This is a genomic window from Mycobacteriales bacterium (assembly GCA_030697205.1).
Classification (GTDB): Bacteria; Actinomycetota; Actinomycetes; order Mycobacteriales; family SCTD01; genus JAUYQP01.
Window position 1 is genome coordinate 175,803 of the sequence record JAUYQP010000013.1, and the last position, 17,502, is coordinate 193,304.

At 74.8% G+C, this 17,502-nt stretch carries 18 protein-coding genes and 1 pseudogene; 6 read left to right on the forward strand and 13 right to left on the reverse strand.

What is annotated here, in order from left to right:
- Positions 1 to 23: 23 nt before the first annotated feature.
- The 3 genes from Q8R60_04190 to Q8R60_04200 form a co-directional block, all read right to left on the reverse strand.
- The gene (locus tag Q8R60_04190) at positions 24 to 2,321 is read right to left on the reverse strand and encodes a sodium-translocating pyrophosphatase (GenBank protein MDP3711670.1); all 2,298 of its coding nucleotides are present in this window, start codon (positions 2,319 to 2,321) and stop codon (positions 24 to 26) included.
- Between the two features lie 137 nt (positions 2,322 to 2,458).
- Positions 2,459 to 2,938, reverse strand: a complete 480-nt coding sequence (locus Q8R60_04195) for an ATP-binding protein (GenBank protein ID MDP3711671.1) — start codon at positions 2,936 to 2,938, stop codon at positions 2,459 to 2,461.
- 4 nt (positions 2,939 to 2,942) lie between these two features.
- Positions 2,943 to 3,296, reverse strand: coding sequence for an STAS domain-containing protein (locus tag Q8R60_04200; protein MDP3711672.1), 354 nt, complete (start codon positions 3,294 to 3,296; stop codon positions 2,943 to 2,945).
- Between the two features lie 210 nt (positions 3,297 to 3,506).
- Here Q8R60_04200 and Q8R60_04205 point away from each other — a divergent pair, with 210 nt between their 5' ends.
- The 5 genes from Q8R60_04205 to Q8R60_04225 are packed head-to-tail and all read left to right on the forward strand — an operon-like array spanning position 3,507 to position 7,818.
- On the forward strand, positions 3,507 to 3,782 hold the full coding sequence (locus Q8R60_04205) for a sigma factor-like helix-turn-helix DNA-binding protein (GenBank protein ID MDP3711673.1): 276 nt from the start codon (positions 3,507 to 3,509) through the stop codon (positions 3,780 to 3,782).
- The gene (locus Q8R60_04210) at positions 3,775 to 4,446 is read left to right on the forward strand and encodes a hypothetical protein (protein MDP3711674.1); all 672 of its coding nucleotides are present in this window, start codon (positions 3,775 to 3,777) and stop codon (positions 4,444 to 4,446) included. The genes Q8R60_04205 and Q8R60_04210 overlap by 8 nt, the downstream gene beginning before the upstream one ends.
- Positions 4,443 to 5,003 carry a hypothetical protein gene (locus Q8R60_04215; protein MDP3711675.1) on the forward strand — a complete coding sequence of 187 codons (561 nt, stop codon included), beginning with the start codon at positions 4,443 to 4,445 and terminating at the stop codon, positions 5,001 to 5,003. Before Q8R60_04210 ends, Q8R60_04215 begins: the two co-directional genes overlap by 4 nt.
- 31 nt (positions 5,004 to 5,034) lie before the next feature.
- Positions 5,035 to 7,353, forward strand: coding sequence for a DEAD/DEAH box helicase (locus Q8R60_04220; protein MDP3711676.1), 2,319 nt, complete (start codon positions 5,035 to 5,037; stop codon positions 7,351 to 7,353).
- Between the two features lie 33 nt (positions 7,354 to 7,386).
- The gene (locus tag Q8R60_04225) at positions 7,387 to 7,818 is read left to right on the forward strand and encodes a hypothetical protein (GenBank protein ID MDP3711677.1); all 432 of its coding nucleotides are present in this window, start codon (positions 7,387 to 7,389) and stop codon (positions 7,816 to 7,818) included.
- 93 nt (positions 7,819 to 7,911) lie between these two features.
- On the opposite strand, the gene Q8R60_04230 is transcribed toward Q8R60_04225, so the two are convergent.
- From Q8R60_04230 to Q8R60_04270, 9 genes are all read right to left on the reverse strand, one after another.
- On the reverse strand, positions 7,912 to 9,231 hold the full coding sequence (locus Q8R60_04230) for a hypothetical protein (GenBank protein MDP3711678.1): 1,320 nt from the start codon (positions 9,229 to 9,231) through the stop codon (positions 7,912 to 7,914).
- On the reverse strand, positions 9,228 to 9,932 hold the full coding sequence (locus Q8R60_04235; GenBank protein ID MDP3711679.1) for a sortase: 705 nt from the start codon (positions 9,930 to 9,932) through the stop codon (positions 9,228 to 9,230). Before Q8R60_04235 ends, Q8R60_04230 begins: the two co-directional genes overlap by 4 nt.
- Before the next feature lie 279 nt (positions 9,933 to 10,211).
- Positions 10,212 to 10,589 (reverse strand): pilus assembly protein TadG-related protein, encoded by a 378-nt coding sequence (locus Q8R60_04240; protein ID MDP3711680.1) that lies wholly within the window; start codon positions 10,587 to 10,589, stop codon positions 10,212 to 10,214.
- Entirely contained in the window at positions 10,586 to 10,951 is a 366-nt protein-coding gene (locus Q8R60_04245; protein MDP3711681.1) for a TadE family type IV pilus minor pilin, read from the reverse strand. Before Q8R60_04245 ends, Q8R60_04240 begins: the two co-directional genes overlap by 4 nt.
- Positions 10,952 to 11,015: 64 nt before the next feature.
- Positions 11,016 to 11,258, reverse strand: coding sequence for a DUF4244 domain-containing protein (locus tag Q8R60_04250; protein MDP3711682.1), 243 nt, complete (start codon positions 11,256 to 11,258; stop codon positions 11,016 to 11,018).
- 172 nt (positions 11,259 to 11,430) lie between these two features.
- Positions 11,431 to 12,180 carry a type II secretion system F family protein gene (locus tag Q8R60_04255; GenBank protein MDP3711683.1) on the reverse strand — a complete coding sequence of 250 codons (750 nt, stop codon included), beginning with the start codon at positions 12,178 to 12,180 and terminating at the stop codon, positions 11,431 to 11,433.
- Positions 12,177 to 12,986, reverse strand: coding sequence for a type II secretion system F family protein (locus Q8R60_04260; protein ID MDP3711684.1), 810 nt, complete (start codon positions 12,984 to 12,986; stop codon positions 12,177 to 12,179). The genes Q8R60_04255 and Q8R60_04260 overlap by 4 nt, the downstream gene beginning before the upstream one ends.
- Positions 12,983 to 14,140 carry a TadA family conjugal transfer-associated ATPase gene (locus Q8R60_04265; GenBank protein ID MDP3711685.1) on the reverse strand — a complete coding sequence of 386 codons (1,158 nt, stop codon included), beginning with the start codon at positions 14,138 to 14,140 and terminating at the stop codon, positions 12,983 to 12,985. Before Q8R60_04265 ends, Q8R60_04260 begins: the two co-directional genes overlap by 4 nt.
- Positions 14,137 to 15,228: a hypothetical protein gene (locus Q8R60_04270; protein MDP3711686.1), complete on the reverse strand. Its 1,092-nt coding sequence runs from the start codon at positions 15,226 to 15,228 to the stop codon at positions 14,137 to 14,139. Before Q8R60_04270 ends, Q8R60_04265 begins: the two co-directional genes overlap by 4 nt.
- 265 nt (positions 15,229 to 15,493) lie before the next feature.
- On the opposite strand from Q8R60_04270, the pseudogene Q8R60_04275 reads away from it, so the two are divergent.
- Positions 15,494 to 16,237, forward strand: a pseudogene (locus tag Q8R60_04275) (HAD family hydrolase).
- A gap of 398 nt (positions 16,238 to 16,635) precedes the next feature.
- On the opposite strand, the gene Q8R60_04280 reads toward Q8R60_04275, so the two are convergent.
- Complete coding sequence (locus Q8R60_04280; GenBank protein ID MDP3711687.1) at positions 16,636 to 17,472, reverse strand: oxidoreductase; 837 nt, start codon at positions 17,470 to 17,472, stop codon at positions 16,636 to 16,638.
- Positions 17,473 to 17,502: the final 30 nt, after the last annotated feature.

The window sequence follows — 17,502 nt, forward strand, 5'->3', positions numbered from 1 at the left end:
CCCGGGCGCGGACGTGCGCGGGATCACACGGTCGTGCTGGCCTTCTCCACGATCTCGCTCGCCCCGGCGACGCCGCGGCGGTTGCTCACGACGACGGCAGCCACGATGCCCGCGGCGGCCAGCAGGCCGACGACGAGCCGGACGGCCGTGCTCTCGTCCGGGCCGTTCACGCCGTACTTCACGACGCTCGGCGCGATGAGCAGGGCCACGAGGTTCATGACCTTCAGCAGCGGGTTGAGCGCAGGCCCCGCGGTGTCCTTGAAGGGGTCACCGACGGTGTCGCCGATGATCGTGGCCTCGTGCGACGGCGAGCCCTTGCCGCCGTGCGCACCCTCCTCGACCAGCTTCTTCGCGTTGTCCCACGCGCCACCGGCGTTGGCGAGGAAGACCGCCATGAGCACACCGGCCGCGATCGAGCCGGCGAGGAAGGCCCCGAGCGGCGCGTAGCCGAGCAGGAAGCCCACCGAGATCGGGGCGAGCACCGCGAGCAGGCCCGGCGTCGCCAGCTCGCGCAGCGAGTCGCGGGTGCAGATGTCCACCACGCGGCCGTAGTCCGGCTTCTCGGTGTAGTCCATGATCCCGGGCTTGGTGCGGAACTGCTCGCGGACCTCGAACACGACCCGGCCCGCGGCCCGCGAGACCGCGCTGATGGCGAGGCCGGAGAACAGGAAGACGACGCTTGCCCCGATGATGAGGCCGAACAGCAGGTTGGGCTTCTCGATCGACAGCGAGAAGACCGTGCCGGCCGGCAGCTCGTCGACGACGGCCTCGCGGAACGACCCGAACAGCGCGGTCGCGGCCAGCACGGCCGTCGCGATCGCGATGCCCTTGGTGATCGCCTTCGTGGTGTTGCCGACCGCGTCGAGCTCGGTGAGGATCGCCGCGCCCTTGGCGTCGACCTCGCCCGACATCTCCGCGATGCCCTGGGCGTTGTCGCTGATCGGCCCGAAGGTGTCCATGGCGACGATGACGCCGACCGTGGTGAGCAGGCCGGTGCCGGCCAGCGCGACCGCGAACAGCGCGAGCACCGTGGAGCCGCCGCCGAGCAGGAAGGCGGTGTACACGGCGCCGCCGATCAGCATCGCGGAGTAGACCGCGGACTCAAGGCCGACGCTGATGCCGGCGAGCACGACGGTGGCCGGGCCGGTCAGCGAGGACTTGCCGATCTCCTTGACCGGCTTGCGGTTGGTCTCGGTGAAGTAGCCGGTGAGGACCTGGATCGCCGCGGCGAGCACGATGCCGATGATCACGGCGCCGAGCGCGAAGGCCCGCGGGTCGCCGTCGAGGGCGAGGACATCCTCGTCACCGCCGAGCAGGTCGGCGTAGGTGTCGGGCAGGTAGGCGAAGGCCGCGAACCCGACGAGGACCGCCGAAACGACCGCGGACAGGAAGAAGCCCCTGTTGATCGCGTTCATGCCGTTGCGGTCTCCGTCGCGCGGGCTCGTGGCGTAGATGCCGACCAGCGCGGTGACGACGCCGATGGCCGGGACGATGAGCGGGAAGACCAGGCCCTTCGCGCCGAAGGCGGCCTGGCCGAGGATGAGCGCGGCGACCAGCGTCACGGCGTAGGACTCGAAGAGGTCGGCCGCCATGCCGGCGCAGTCACCGACGTTGTCACCGACGTTGTCGGCGATCGTCGCGGCGTTGCGGGGGTCATCCTCGGGGATGCCCTGCTCGACCTTGCCGACAAGGTCGGCGCCCACATCGGCGGCCTTGGTGAAGATGCCTCCGCCGACGCGCATGAACATCGCGAGCAGGGCGCCACCGAAGGCGAAGCCCTCGAGCACGATCGGGGCCTGCTCGTCGTAGCCGAGCAGCACGACGGAGGCGCCGAGCAGGCCGAGGCCGACGGTGAACATTCCGACGACACCGCCGGCGCGGAAGGCGATGCGCAGCGCCCGCTTGGTGCCCTCGGTGTTGGCGGCGTTGGCCACCCGCAGGTTGGTGCGGGTCGCGAGCGTCATGCCGATGAAGCCGACCAGCGCCGAGAAGAAGGCGCCGACGAGGAAGAAGAAGGACCTGCCGACCCTGGCACTGGTCGTGTCGGCCGGCAGCAGGAACAGCAGGGCGAAGACGATGACCGCGAAAACCGACAGCGTCCGGAACTGCCGCGAGAGGTACGCCGCGGCGCCCTCCTGGACCGCCTTGGAGATCTCGATCATCTTGGGGGTGCCCTGGCCTGCGGCGAGCACCTCACGGGCGAAGACGCCCGCGAAGGCGAGCGCCACCAGCGAGGTCAGCAGGATCAGGACGATCAGCGTGCGGTCGTCGTCGGCCACGGATGCGAGGCCCTCGCCCGCGGCGAGGTGTAGCGGAGACATGCGTCCTCCTGGTCGCGTCCGGGCGCCGTCGCCCGGATCGGCTGCAACACGTTCTCGCGTGCGCGGCGGAAGGATAGCCAGACCAGTGAGTCGTTCGTCACACCGGCACGCGGGTGGAGCTCCCGGTCCCTATCGCGTCAGGCCTGCACCGCCGCGGTAGACGGCACGCCGGACAGGCGCACCGGGAGCGGCCACCTCATGGTCACGGTCGTGCCCTGCGGGTCGGGCTCGATCGACACGTCGTCGACCAGGCCCTGCACGACGGCCAGCGCGACGTCGGGGTCGGCCAGGCCACCCCCGTCCTCGGAGGCGTCGTCGAAGGCGTCCTCGAGCAGCCCGGCAGCTGCGGTGGCCACGGGACCCGCAGCCGGTCCTCGGTCGCGGACCGCGACGGTCAGCCCCGCCGGGTCGTCTCGGACCGTGACCTCGACCCGCACGTCCGGAGCGTGCCGGGCGTGCAGCAGCACTGCGCGCCCGCAGGCCTCGCCCAGCGCGAGGCGCAGCTCGTCGACGAGCTCGTCGACGAGGCCGGCCCGGCGGGCTGCCGCGGCGACGACCAGTCGCGCGGTCCGGACGTGCTCAGGCGACGGGGGGAAGAGCAGCTCGACGAGAGCCACCCGGTCAGTCCGAGCCGGCGCCGTCGGCCGCGACGGCCTCGGCGACCGAGGTGTGGATGGGGAAGACCTTGGTCAGGCCGGTGATGCGGAAGATCTTGAGGATGCGCTCCTGGGTGCAGACCAGGCGGAGCGACCCCTCGTGGGCACGGACCCGCTTGAGGCCACCGACGAGGACGCCGAGCCCGGTGGAGTCGAGGAACTCCACGCCCTCCATGTCCACGACGAGGTGGTACTGCCCGCTGCTCACCAGGTCGATGAGCTGCTCGCGCAGCTTCGGGGCCGTGTAGACGTCGATCTCGCCCCCGACGACGACGACCGTGCGGTCACCCTCCGTGCGGGTCGACAGGGACAGGTCCACAGCAGTTCCTCCAAGCAGTCGGTCTGGCCCACCGCCCGTGTCGGGCCGCGTTCTCAGGGCCCCACCCCGGGACCGAGCGGTCACCTACCCCGGAGCACCCGCATCTAACCCCAGAGACAGTGCCGCTCGTCACACTGAACTCGCGCGCCTCGTCGTGCGTCTGCCTGCCGTGCGCAAGTCTGAAGCGGGTCCGAGAGACGTGGGGATGCGGTGGACGAGCAGGCCCGGGGGGAGCTGGCCGACTTCTGCGCGCTCGCGGTCCGCCGCGCCGTCGCCGCCCTGCCGCTGCGCCAGCGCACGGCCCTGGTCTACCGCTACTACAGCGACCTGTCCGTCGAGCAGACCGCCGAGGCGATGGGGCGCGCCACCGGGACGGTCAAGTCCCTCACCTCCCAGGCCATCGCCTCCTTGAGAGCCCACGCCGACCTGCTCGACCCGACCGACGACCCCGAACCCATCCCCGTCCAGGAGCGCTCCCGTGGCTGACCTGCGCGACACCCTCTTCCTGGCCGCCGGCGAGCCAGCGGCGGAGCTCGACCTCGACCGCGTCCTCACCCGTGGCGCGCAGCGGCGCCGCACCACCCGAGTGCTGCAGACCACCGGAGCGCTCGTCCCGCTGGCCGGCGTCGCTCTGGCCGTGGCCCTGCTCGGCAACGGCGACGGCGACGTGCTCGGCCCGACCGAGGGTCCGGTCGCGACCGCACCGAGCACCGGCGCGCTGCGCTACGACACGGGCCTCACGGCACTGCCGACCGCGGCCGGCGAGCGGGTCGACTACGCCTACGTCCGGCCCGTCAGCGCCGAGGGCCTGCTGACCTACGACAAGGTCGAGTACGACGAGACCGCATGCCGTGCGCTGGTCGCGACGTCGGCGCCGGCCGCTCCGTCCTTCGACGCCGCCGACGAGGCGTGCTTCTCCAACAGCAACGCGCTCGAGCGGACCGTCCGCATCACCGACGACGCGCTCGTCGTCGTCGCCGGCCCGGACGGCCGGCCGCAGGAGGTCAGCCGGGAGGCGCTCGCGGTGCTGCTGTCCTCGACCCGCCCCGACCGGCCGCTGACCCGGACCACGTGGCGGATCGTGCTGCGCGACGAGGGAGAGCGGCCAGTGGTCGTGCGGATGACCGAGCTGCTGGTGGCCGGCCGATGAGAGCCACGACGTGGCGGCTCGCCGCCGGTGCCGCGACGGCTGCCGCCCTCTGCTCGGTCGCCCTGTCGGGGTGCAACACCGACAGCCCGGGCCGGGCGGCGGCGGGCCCGTCCCCCACCGGGCTCGCCGACCCGACACCCGCGACGACCCGGGCGAGCACCGCCGACCCGGCAGGCACCCCGGACGGCACGACCTACGGCTACCTCCGGCGCGTCGTCACGACGGCGCGCGGTGCCGACGCCGTCGTCTACGACAAGGTCGACTACCTCGAGGGCCCCTGCCTGGCCCTGGGTCGGACCAGCTCGGCGCCGACCGGCCGCCAGGCCGACCGGGTCTGCTTCCGCAACGTCAACCCGGTGGAACGCACGGTGGAGCTCGCGCCCGGCGCGGTGCTGCTCGAGCGGCCGGCCGGCGACCCCCCACGCACCCTCGGGGTGGCGGACCTGGCGCAGTTCCTCCGTCGCGTGCGCGAGGACCCACCCGTCCCGATCACCGCCTTCCGCCTCGAGGTCGCCGGTGGTGTCGTCGTACGCCTGGAGGAGTTCCGGGTCAGCTGAGACGCGGGCGCCCTGCGAGGATGGGCAGCCCATGACCCGCACGCCCGAGACCCTGCTGCAGCGGCTGCTGCTGGACCCCGCCCAGCGCGACAAGGTCACCCACGTCGAGCACGTCCCCGCCCGCGAAGGACGCCGCGCGCCGTGGCCGGAGTGGGTGCCGCAGCTGCTGCGCGACCGGCTCGCCCTCGCCGGCGTGCCCTCGCCGTGGGAGCACCAGGCCGTGGCCGCCGACCTGGCCTGGGGCGGCTCGTCGGTCGTCGTCTCGACCGGCACCGCGAGCGGCAAGTCGCTGGCCTACCTGCTGCCCGTGCTGTCGTCGATGCTGCTCGACGACCGGGCCACCGCCCTCTACCTGTCGCCGACGAAGGCCCTCGCGACCGACCAGCTGCGGGCGGTGCGGGCCCTCAACCTCGCCGCGGTCCGGGCCGCGACCTACGACGGCGACACCCCGCGCGACGAGCGCGAGTGGGTGCGCCGGCACGGCCGCCTCGTCCTCACCAACCCGGACATGGTCCACCGTGGGGTGCTGCCCCGGCACAGCGACTTCGCGTCGTACCTGCGGGGTCTTCGCTTCGTCGTGGTCGACGAGTGCCACACCTACCGCGGTGTCTTCGGCTCCCACGTCGCGCAGGTGCTGCGGCGGCTGCGGCGGGTCTGCGCGAAGTACGGCAGCGACCCGGTCTTCGTGCTGGCCTCCGCCACCGCGAGCGACCCGGAGACCTCCGCCGGGCTGCTCACCGGGCTGCCCGTGCACCCCGTCTCGATCGACGCGTCGCCGCGCGGGCGCACCGAGTTCGCGCTGTGGGAGCCGCCGCTGATGCCGGACTACGGGGGTGGCGAGAACGGCGCGCCGGTCCGCCGCTCTGCCCACGCCGAGACCGGCGACCTGCTCGCCGACCTCGTCGTCGAGGGCGCCCGCACCCTCGCGTTCGTGCGGTCGCGGCGCGGTGCGGAGTCGGTGGCCCTCGGCGCAAAGCGGGCCCTCGAGGAGGCCGCGCCCGAGCTGGGCGACCGGGTCGCGGCCTACCGCGCGGGCTACCTGCCCGAGGAGCGTCGCGAGCTCGAGCGCCGGCTGCAGTCCGGCGAGCTGCTCGGGGTCGCGGCGACCAACGCCCTCGAGCTCGGCGTCGACGTGTCTGGGCTCGACGCGGTGCTCATCACCGGCTGGCCGGGGACGCGCGCGTCGGTGTGGCAGCAGGCCGGGCGCGCCGGGCGGGCCGGGCAGGGGGCGCTCGCGGTGCTCGTCGCGCGCGACGACCCGCTCGACACCTACCTCGTCCACCACCCGCAGGCGCTGTTCGGCCAGCCGGTCGAGGCGACCGTGCTCGACCCGTCCAACCCCTACGTCCTCGGGCCACATCTGTGCTGCGCCGCGTCGGAGCTGCCGCTGACCGAGGCCGACCTGCCGCTGTTCGGCGAGCCCGACGAGGTCCGGCTGCTGCTCGCCGACCTGGTCCGCCGCGGGGTCTTGCGGTCGCGGGCCAACGGCTGGTTCTGGACCTCGCGGGAGCGCCCCGAGGCCGACATCCGCGGCACCGGCGGGCCCCCGGTGCGGCTCGTCGAGAGCGCCACCGGCCGGCTGCTCGGCACCGTCGACAGTTCCTCGTCGCACTCCCAGGCCCACACCGGCGCGGTCTACCTGCACCAGGGCGAGACGTGGGTCGTCGAGCGGCTCGACCTCGACGAGTCGGTCGCGCTGGTGCGTCGCGACGACCCCGACTGGTCGACCTCGGCGCGCGACATCACCGACATCCGCGTGGTCGAGGAGCTCCGGTCGCGGCAGCTCGACGGGGTGCGGCTGTCGTTCGGCACCGTCGACGTCACCCACCAGGTCGTGTCGTTCCTGCGCAAGCGGGTCGGCTCCGGCGAGGTCCTCGGCGAGGAGCCGCTGGACCTGCCGGCGCGCGAACTGCGCACCCGTGCGGTCTGGTACACCGTCGACGCCGCCCTGCTCGAGACCGCCGACCTCGGGTGGGAGGCGGTGCCCGGTGCCGCCCACGCCGCCGAGCACGCCGCCATCGGCCTGCTCCCGCTGTTCGCGACCTGCGACCGCTGGGACATCGGCGGCGTGTCGACGGCGCTGCACGAGGACACTGGCCTGGCCACGGTCTTCGTGTACGACGGACACCCCGGCGGCGCCGGCTTCTCCGAGCGCGGCTTCGCCCGGGCCACCGACTGGCTGCTCGCGACCCGCGAGGCGATCGCCTCCTGCGAGTGCGAGACCGGCTGCCCGTCGTGCGTGCAGTCGCCCAAGTGCGGCAACGGCAACGAGCCGCTCGACAAGGCCGCAGCGGTGCGACTGCTCGACGTGGTGCTCGGCAGCGGACTGCGGGAGCCGACCGCGGGGTAGGGGTGGGTCAGCCACTCACCCCCGGAGGTCCTCATGGTCGTGCTCGGAGCGCTCCTGCTCGTCCTCGCCGCGGTGCTGCTCGCCGGCATCGTCACCAGCAGCACCACCCCCGTCGACGTCGAGGCGTTCGGGACAGGGCTCGACGGCGTCAGCGCCGGTGAGCTTTTCGTGCTCGGCGCCTGCACGGGCGCTCTCGCCGTCGTGGGCTTCGGCCTGCTGCTGGGCGGTCTGGCGCGCTCCCGCGCGCGCCGCCGCTCGGCGAAGCAGGAGGTCCGGGCCGTGCGGGGCGAGCGCGAGAGCCTCGCGGAGGAGAACGCCCGCCTGCAGGCCGAGCTCGAGCAGCGCGAGCGCGACGCTGCCGCCTATCCGGCGGGGACGTCCGCCGACGCCGGCGCGGTCCGTGAGGACGTCGACCTGCCCGCCAGTGACTCCGAGCGCGGCCGGCACCGCCTCACCGGCCGCTGAGCCCGTCGGCCGGCACGGTTCGCCGCCGGCCGACGTTGCGGCTGACGTTGCGGCTGACGTGAACCTCAGCGGGTGGGGCCGGACCGAGCTGCGTCAGGCCTCGTCGGAGGCGGTCGCGCCGAGCCAGCGGCGCAGGTGCGCGGCGGTGAGGACCATGACCAGAGCCGCCGCGACGAAGCGCATGAGCTGCTCGGAGTCGAGAGCGCCGGTCACGGCACCGCCGATGCGCTGCGAGCCGAGGATGGAGACCTCCTCCTCGACCTCCTGGTCGTCGTAGCCGAGGGTGCCCTTGAACGTGCCGTCCTCGAGTTCGGCCTCACCGACGACCGGGGACTGGACCTTGGGCAGGGGACCCAGCTTCGGGATGCCCAGCTTCGGGGCGAAGGCGCGGAACGTGAGCGCGAACGCTCGGCGCTGCTCAAGGGCCCGGTCGTCGCTGGTGCTACCGGTGCCGATCGCCTGCGGCTTGGGCGAGCTGCCGGTGGTGGAGCCCGACGTCGAGCCGCCCGACTCGCTGGTGCTGCCGCCCGAGGAGCCGCTGCCACTGGCGCCGCCGCTCGAGCCGGCCGTGGTGCCGCCGCTCGAGCCGCCCGTGGTGTCGGGGTCGCCACCGGTCGAGGTGTCGGGGTCGCCGCCGGTCGTCCCCGGGTCGCCGGCCGAACCACCGCTGGGCGTGGGCTCCGGGGTCGGCTGGGGCTTGGCCTCCAGCGTGGCCGAGGCGCTGTCGGACTGGGCGCTGTCGACGACGTCGGAGGACCCGGGGCTGGTCGACCGGTGCGCCCGCAGCCGGAAGGAACGCTCACCGGTGTCGTCGTCGCCGTAGGTCAGCGTCGTGGAGCAGGAGGTGCCGGAGCAGGCCCCCATGCCGATGCCGTCGCGGACGACGGCGCCACTGTCGTCGTAGAGCGTGAACCCGGTGAGGTCGGGCTCGTCGCCGCGGGTCCAGCTCACGGTGATCTCACGGAAGGCCGTCGTCTGCGCCCGGACCGAGGTCGGCGCCTTCGGTGCCACCTTCAGCACGAACGCCTGGCTGTCGCTCTGCGCACCGGACAGCTGCACGGTCCAGGTGCCGTTGCGGGCGGGCTTCACCTGACCGGGCGAGCAGTCGGCGGTCGCGCAATCGGTGTCGAGGCTCCCGCGAAGGGTCTGAGCGGGGTAGCGACCCAGGCTGTCGCGGTCGCCGGAGGTGCCGAGGGTGCGGCTGCTCCCGTCCGGGCCCTTGAGGACGAGCGTCGACTGGGTGCTGCTCTGCGGGACGGTCGCCTCGATGGCGACGGTCGTGTCGGAGGTGTAGGTCGTGCCCGCGCCCGGGGTGACGATGGCGGCGGAGGCCGGGGCGGCCGCCACGAGCAGTGCGGCCCCCGACAGCGGCCCGACGAGCGCGAGCCTCAGCAGCGTCATACGCCTGGTCATGTGCTGTCCCCCTTGCGCTCCACGGCCTTCTCCCCCACCAGCTCGAAGCGCATGACGAGACGCTGCTTCGCACTTCCCTTCGGATGGCAGGTGGTCAGGGTCAAGCCCTTCTTCACACCTTCCTGCGCGACGACGGAGAAGTCTGTCGGCTTCACGACCCACGGGTTGCTGTGGCCGCCGAAGTCCTTGACCGCCTTGTAGGTGAAGACCGAGAACGGTGTCTCGAGCTCGAGGACGTCGCCGGGGCCGAGCTCGTCCATCCGGTTGAACGGCCGCCCGAAGGTGGTGCGGTGGCCGGCGATCGCGACGTTGCCGACCTCCCCGGGGAGCGGGGAGTCTGGGTAGTGACCGGCGCCGGCGCGCAGCGCAGCGGGGGTGGTGCCCTCGACGACGAGGACGTCGACGCCGAGTTTCTTGATGCGCAGACGGGTCAGACCCTCCCCGACGCCGATCTTGCGCAGCCGGTAGGCCTCGCGGACCTGCGGGTCGTCGAACGCGCCGGACAGCTGGCCCTGCTTGTAGCGGCTGTAGAGGTCCGTGCCGACGGGGTAGGCGAACATGCCCGCGCCGGCGAGGAAGAGCACGAGCGAGAGCACCGAGACTGCCCGGCGACCGCCGGGGCGGCGCAGCGCGTCACCGAGCAGGGCGCCGAAGGACCGCGCGGCGGGCGGTACCGGCGGGGTGACGAACGACGGCTGCATGGCTCCTGCTTCTCGGTGGTTCTGGTCGTGCGGTGCGGTGGTGCGCGGTTCCTGTCCTGTGCAACGGCCCTAGGGGCTGACCGTCTCGTCCCGGTCCGACCCGATCCGGACACCCGGTCGGGAACCGGACGTCAGGCTCGTCGAGGCCAACGAGGAAGGGCTTCCGAGGTTACGCCCGGGGTCCCCGGTCGCTGCCCTCCTCCTTCCGGCGCGCCCGGTGTGCCCGGACTCGTCCCGTGCTGTGTCGGCAGATTGGCGCTGCGGCTTCAGCGCGACCTGTCACGGGACCAGACGCGTCGGGGACCCGACGCGTTCCCCCGGGCCGGCGCGCGCCGTCGCGGCCGCTGACCCCAGTCCGGCGAGCGCGCCGGCGGGTCGGACCTCGACGACGACCGTCACCCGGTCGCCGTCGAGCCGGCAGGCGCGGACCCGGGCGCCCACCGCGTCGCCGGCCCGGCGTGCCGCCGCGCAGGCCGCGGTCTCCCCGTCGAGCACCCGGTCGGCTGCGGCCAGCGCGGCGAGATCGGCGGCGGAGGCGGCCCGGTGTCGGGCGACGGCCGCCGCACCGAGGCCCGCCAGGACGACGGTGGTCCCAGTCAGGACCATCGCCAGGCACAGCACGAGGACCGTGCCCGAGCCGCGGTCGCCGCGCGTCACGGGGGCTGCTCGACGAGGGCGAGCGCGCGGGCGCCCACCGGGGTCGCGGGCACCAGGCCGAGGAGCCGACCGAGCGGACGGACCTTGGCGCTGACGAGGACCTCGACGCTGTCGCCGTCGCGTCGCACCCGGACCTCGGCCCCACCGGGCGCGACGGGCCGGGCCGCGGCGGTCGCCGCGCTGATCGACTCGCCCCGGGCGAGCTCCCGCGCCGCTACACGGGCGGCGTCGACGCAGCGCAGTTGGGCGGCGACGCAGGCCAGGACCCAGACACCGAGCAGGAGTACGACGACAAGGGCCGGCAGCGCGACGGCCGTCTCGGCCGTGGTGGAGCCACGGTCGCGGGTGGTGCGTGGAGCCATCTGCCCTCCCCGGGCCGGGCCCGGGCGGCGGTGCGGGGGGCGCACCGCCACCCGGGCAGTCGGGTCAGAACGACAGCCGGAGCGCCCGCCCGATCACCCCCTTCACGATGTCGAGCACCTGGTCACTGGTGATGACCTTGTAGAGGACACCGCTGAAGCCGCACGCGGCGACGGTGCCCACGGCGTACTCCGCCGTGGTCATGCCGGCCTCGCGGTCTGAGCCCGCGAGGACGCGGGACTGCACGCGAGTGACGACCGCCAGCGGGGCGGCGGCGAGGGCGGAGCGGGTCTCGGCGAGACGGCGCATGGGAGGACCTCCTTGCTGGGCGTCGACGCCGCGGAGGGCGGCCGGCGCACGGGAGCCAGACGGTTGTCCGACAGCGACCACGCTGGCCCTCCGGTCGAGCCTCCGACAGGGGCCTGGACAGATCTGTGGAGGGACCTGCCGGCTGTGGACGGCCCGCCCAGGCCCCTGCCGGTCACAGCGAGGCAAGCAACGGAGCCACCAGCCCCACGACCACGGGCACGACACCGACGAGGACGAACGCCGGGAGGAAGCAGACGGCCAGCGGTCCGACGGCGAGCACGCCCGCCCGGCGGGCCGCCTTCTCGCCTCGGCCCCGGGCGGCGGCGCGCGCCTCGTCGGCGACCCGTACGACAGCCACCGCCACCGGCGCACCGCTGCGGGCGCTGCGCGAGAGCGCTCTCGCCACCGGCGCGAGCGGGTCGTCGGGGTCGACGGCCAGACCGGCCCAAGCCTCCTCGGCAGGGCCGCCGACGGCGAGCGCACCCGACACCCTTGCCAGCCGCTGGCCGATCGGTCCGCCGACGGCGGCACCCACCGCGGTCGACGCGCCGGCCAGCGTGGCACCTCCGGCGAGACAGGCCGCGAGCAGATCGAGCGCGAGCGGGAGGTCAGCCTCGAGACGACGGCGCTCCTCACACACCGCGGCAGGCTCGAGCCGACGAAGCGCTCGGGGTCCGAGCAGCGCCGTAGCCGCGCCGAGGACGAGACCGACGGCTCCGCCGAGCAGCAGCACCAGGGCCGCTGCGGCGAGGGCGCACGCAGCGGCGGAGCGGGCCGCATCGGGAAGAGGTGGCCCGGGGTCGGGGGGACCGGCGGTGACGGGTCGGGCCGCCACGCGGCCCAGCCGGTCCACCGGCCGGGTGCCGGGACGCAGCAGGAGGAGCAGCGCGACTCCCGCCAGCACGGCGGCGAGCGCCGTCATGCCGCCAGCGCCCGCCGTACGAGAGCACGGGTCCACAGCAGGCCGAGTAGGTCGAGGACCACCCCGGCGACGAGGCAGACCGCGCCGACCGGGGTGTGCAGCAGGACCTGCAACGGGTCACCGCCGAGCCCTGCGGCGAGGCCGACCCCCGCGACGGGGAGGACCGCGAGCAGCCCGGCGGTGGCCCTCGGACCCGCGAGCTCGGACTCCAACGCGCGCCGGCGGTCGGCGTCGGCGACGAGCCCCTCCGCGATCCGCTCGACGGCGGCAGCCAGACCGCTGCCCGTGCCGGAGCAGACCCGCCAGCACACGGCGAGCGAGCCGAGCAGCGCGCAGCCGTCCGTCGACATCAACGCCGCGGGCACGTCACCGCCGAGCGACGCCGCCTGCGACGCCCGCCGCAACGCGGTCCCGACCGGACCGGTCGCCTGCTCGGCCGCGACACCCAAGGCATCACCCGGGGTCCGGCCGGCCCGCAGCTCGGAGCCGAGCGCCTGCACGGCCTCGACCGCACGCCGCTGCTCGCGAGCGGTCCTGACCGCACGCGTCCGCTCGCGCCGCGCGCTGCGCACGACGAGGGCGGCCACGGGGGCGAGCAGCGCGGCCACCGGGCCGCCAAGCAGCAGGCCGCCCGCGGCCACGGTGCCGGCGAGGACAGCGGGGTGCCGCACCCACTCGGGCGCGCGCCGCGGCACTGCGGCGCCCGGCGTGAGCACCCCGCGCCCCTGCGCACCCGCGAGGCCACCGCTCACCGACAGCCCTGCCGACAGGGCGGCGAGGACGGCCGCGAGGGCGACCGCCGTCACGGGGCGCCGAGCAGGTCGGCCAGCCCCGCAGCGGCAGGTCCGGCGCCACCGCCCGCGGACCGGCCGTCCCAGGTCCAGGCAGGAACGGCCGCCACGAGCCGGTCGGTGCGGACGAGCAGCGCGACCTCCGCCACACGTCGGCGACCCCCCACCCGGGCCAGGTGCACGACGACCCGCAGCCCCGAGGCGAGCTGGCTGTGCAGGGCGTCGCGGCCGAGCCCGGCCACTGCCGCGAGGGCCTCGAGGCGAGCGGGGACGTCGGTGCTGGAGTTGGCGTGGAGGGTGCCGCAGCCGCCCTCGTGCCCGGTGTTGAGGGCGGCGAGCAGGTCGACGACCTCCGCGCCCCGGACCTCACCGACGACGAGCCGGTCCGGCCGCATCCGCAGGGCCTGGCGGACGAGGTCGCGCAGCGCCACCTCACCGGCGCCCTCGACGTTGGGCGGTCGTGCCTCGAGCCGGACCACGTGGGGATGGGCGGGAGCGAGCTCGCCCACGTCCTCGACGAGCAGCAGGCGCTCGCGGGGGTCGGCGAGCGACAGCAGGGCGGTGAGCAGCGTCGTCTTGCCGGTGCCGGTGCCGCCCGTGACGAGGAACGCCGCCCGCGACGCGACCAGCGACCGCAGCAGCAGCGCCCCGTCCGGGGGGACGGTCGCCGTCGCGACCAGCTCCTCGACGCTGAGCACGGTGCTGCGCGCCACGCGCAGCGACAGCAGGGTGCCGCTCGGCGAGAGCGGCGGCAGCACCGCGTGCAGCCGCACACCGCCGGGCAACCGCGCGTCGACCCACGGCTGGGCGTCGTCGAGACGGCGGCCGGTCGGCGCGGCGAGCCGCGCGGCGAGCCGCCGCACCGAGGCCTCGTCCGGGAAGCGCACGTCGACCCGCTCGAGCCCGCCGCCCCGGTCGACCCAGACCTCGCGCGGGCCGTTGACGAGCACGTCGGTGACGGCAGGGTCGGCGAGCAAGGACTCGAGCGGGCCGGTCCCGACGATCTCCGACTGCAACGCCCGCAGCACCGCGAGCAGGTCGCCGTCACCCCGCAAGGCGCCGCCCTCGCTCTGCAACGCCGCCGACACGACAGCCGGCGTCGGCGGGCCACCCGACGAGGCCACGCGACGGCGCACCCGGTCGAGCAGCTCGGGGTCGAGGCCGCTCACGCCGCGAGGCGTCCGGGCACCGAGCGCTCGCGACAGCACTCCTCCACGAGCCGGTCGCACAGCCCCGCGAGCGGTCCGCCGGCCCGGCGTCCCGGCGGGTCGCCACGATCGAGCTGCGCGTCAAGGTGGCGCTCCGCACGCATCTCCCCGGCGAGGGGGAGCCCCAGCGCACGGGCGATCTCGCCACCACCGAGGCCGAGTGGTGACGGTCCGCGCACGACGACGCGCAGGTCGCGGCAGAGCAGTCCGACCGATGAGGCGACCCTCGAGGCCGCGGCGGCCGCCCGCACCTCGGCCGGGACGACCAGCAGCGTCGTGGTCGCCGCGGCCAGGGCGACGCGACCGGCGGCGTCCGGTCGACGGGGGAGGTCCACCACCACTAGGTCGTGGCCGCGGCGCGCAGCCCCGAGCACCGCTTCCATCGCCTCGGGCGGCACGGAGTGGGCATGACCGCGGTCCCACGACAGCACGCCCGCGCCCGACATGACCGGCACCGCGGCGGCCAGCGCGGGCGCCGACAGCCGACCCTGGGTGCCCGACAGCTCGGGCCAGCGCGGCCCCGGGTCGGACTCGCCACCGAGCACGAGGTCGACGCCACCTCCCAGCGGGTCACCGTCGACGAGCAGCGCCCGCTGCCCCCGGCGTACGCCTGCGAGGGCCAACCCGACGGCGAGGGTCGTCGCCCCGGCCCCTCCCCTGCCCCCGACGACGGCGAGCAGCGGCGCAAGGTCGGCCGCACCGTCGCGCGCGTCCGCCAGCGCGGTGGTCACCTCGGCCTCGTGGTCGGGCAGGAACCACACGTGCTCGGCACCGAGGCCGACCGCGCGCTGCCAGACGCCGCCATCGTCGAGGTCGGCACCCAGCAGCACGACACCGGCGCGGCGCGGCAGCTGGGCGCGCAGAGCCGCCGCGACCTGGTCGGCGCCGACGAGGACGACCGGGGCGGTCGGCCAGGAACGGCGCGCCGCTCCTGCGTCGGCGACCACCTCGGGGACGGTCCCCGCGGCAGCCGCCAGCCGCAGGACGTCGTCGAGCAGCACCGGGTCGCCGGTCACCACCAGCGGACGGGCGGGCAGTGGAGCGGGCACGGGGGCCTCCGAGGGTCCGGGCCGCGCGCGTCCGCGGCCGCCCATGACCCTGGGCGCAGCACCTGCCGGCCGCTAGGGGGTCCCACGGATCTGTGGAGAAGCCAGCCGGACAGCGGACGACCCCCCGCCGGGGGGGGTGGCGGGGGGTCGTCACGCTGGAGCCCTGCTCCGGGGGGGGTGAGCAGGGCCCGATCCGGAAGGGGGACGACACGTGCTAGCGACATCCGCCCTGACGACGTTCTCCCCGCGACGCAAGGCCCCAAACGTGGCCCTCACCGCCACAGGACCCTTCCCCCGTAGGTTGCGGGGTGTGACCCGTGCCGCCGCGTTCTTCGACCTGGACAAGACCGTCATCGCCAAGAGCTCGACGCTGGCGTTCGGCAGGCACTTCTACAAGGGCGGGCTCGTCAACCGCCGGGCCGTCCTCAAGAGCTCCTTCGCGCAGTTCGTCTACCTGCTGCAGGGCGCCGACGAGGACTCGATGGACAAGATGCGCGACTACCTCAAGGCGCTGTGCGCGGGGTGGGACGTCCAGCAGGTGCACGACATCGTCGCCGAGACCCTGCACGAGCTCATCGAGCCGATGGTCTACGACGAGGCGGTGGCGCTGTTCGAGGAGCACCGCGCCGCCGGCCGCGACGTCGTGCTGGTCAGCTCGAGCGGCGAGGAGGTCGTCGGCCCCATCGGCGAGATGCTCGGGGTCGACCGGGTCATCGCGACCCGGATGGTCGTCGAGGACGGGAAGTACACCGGCGACATCGCCTTCTACTGCTACGGCGAGGGCAAGGCCGTGGCGATCCGCGACCTCGCCCAGACCGCGGGCTACGACCTCGCCGAGTGCTACTCCTACAGCGACTCCGCGACCGACGTGCCGATGCTCGCGGCCGTCGGTCACCCCTTCGCGGTCAACCCGGACAAGGCGCTGCGCAAGCTCGCCACGGAGCGCGACTGGCCGGTGCTCGTCTTCGCCCGGCCAGTGCGGCTGCGAGACCGGATCCCCGCTCTGAGCGCCCCGCCGGCACCCGTCCTGGGAGCCGGCGCGGTGGTCGCCGTCGGCGTCGCCGGGCTCGCGTGGGCGGCCGCGCGCCGGTCCCGACGAGGTCTGTGACCGTCGTCACATTGGGTCTTGCGCACGGCGCTGACCGGGCGTACAACTGAGTCACGGACCACCGCCAGCGGGCGGACGAAGATCCCTCCGACGGCGGTCCGTGCAGGAGTTCCGAGCACCCACGTGCGACCAGCCGCGAGAGGCACGTCGAGCGGGCCCACCCGCCGCCATCCGAGAGGACCGTCCACCGGGCCCGGTACGACGATCAGGACAGCACGCATGGTCACTCGAATCGACTGCATGGCGACGGGGGCGCCCCTCACGGGACGCCCCCGTTCCGTCATGCCCGGGTCCGCGCGCTAGACCGTCCCGCGCTGGATCGCCTCGCAGACCGCGACGCCCTCGCGCGCCCCGAGCGCCACCGCCTGCGCGCAGTGGCCCACCCACGCGGCGACGCCGTCGGGGCCGCCCTCGACGTAGCCCACCGCCGCGTCCTGGTAGGCGTGGTGCAGCTCGACGTGACCCACCTCGGGGGCGCTGACCGCCTTCGGGTCCAGGCCGCGCTCGATGAGCACCAGCCGGGCCGCGGCCCTCGCGACCAGCCCGTCGAGGCTCCCGAAGGCGCGCAGCGCCAGCAGCTCGCCGTGCACGACCGCGGCGACGACGACGGCCGGTGCGGTGGTGCTGAGGACGACCCTGGCCAGGCCGTCGAGACGCGCCGCGACCTCCAGCGGAGCGGGTGGCGGTCCCAGCCGGAGCGGGTCGTCGTACGACGCTGTCGCGTCCGTGCGCGGGCGCCCCAGCAGGTCAGGGTCGCTGACCAGCTCCGACGCCGCGATGACGTGCAGCCGGGCGAGCGCCTGCTTGGGGCTGTGGCGCCAGGACGCGACGACGCTGCCGAGGTCGGCGTGCAACCGGACGGCGGCGGTGACGATCGTCGCGGCCCGCTCGTCGTGGTCGGCCCGGTCGACGGGAGTGCCCGCGAGCAGCTGGCCGCGCAACCGCTCGAGCTCGATGCCGGCGCCCTCGAGCTGCGCACTCGCGCGGGCGCCGCGCAGCGCCGACTCGGCGGTGACCTCGGCCGACCGGCGGCGCAGGACCCGGTGCGACAGCAGGCCGTCGACCGCGGCGCGCGCCTCCGCCACCGCCTCGGCGACACCGGGGAGAGCGAGCAGAGGGGCGAGCGGATCGGTCACTCCCTCGACGCTAGCCGCCCGGCCGCGCCC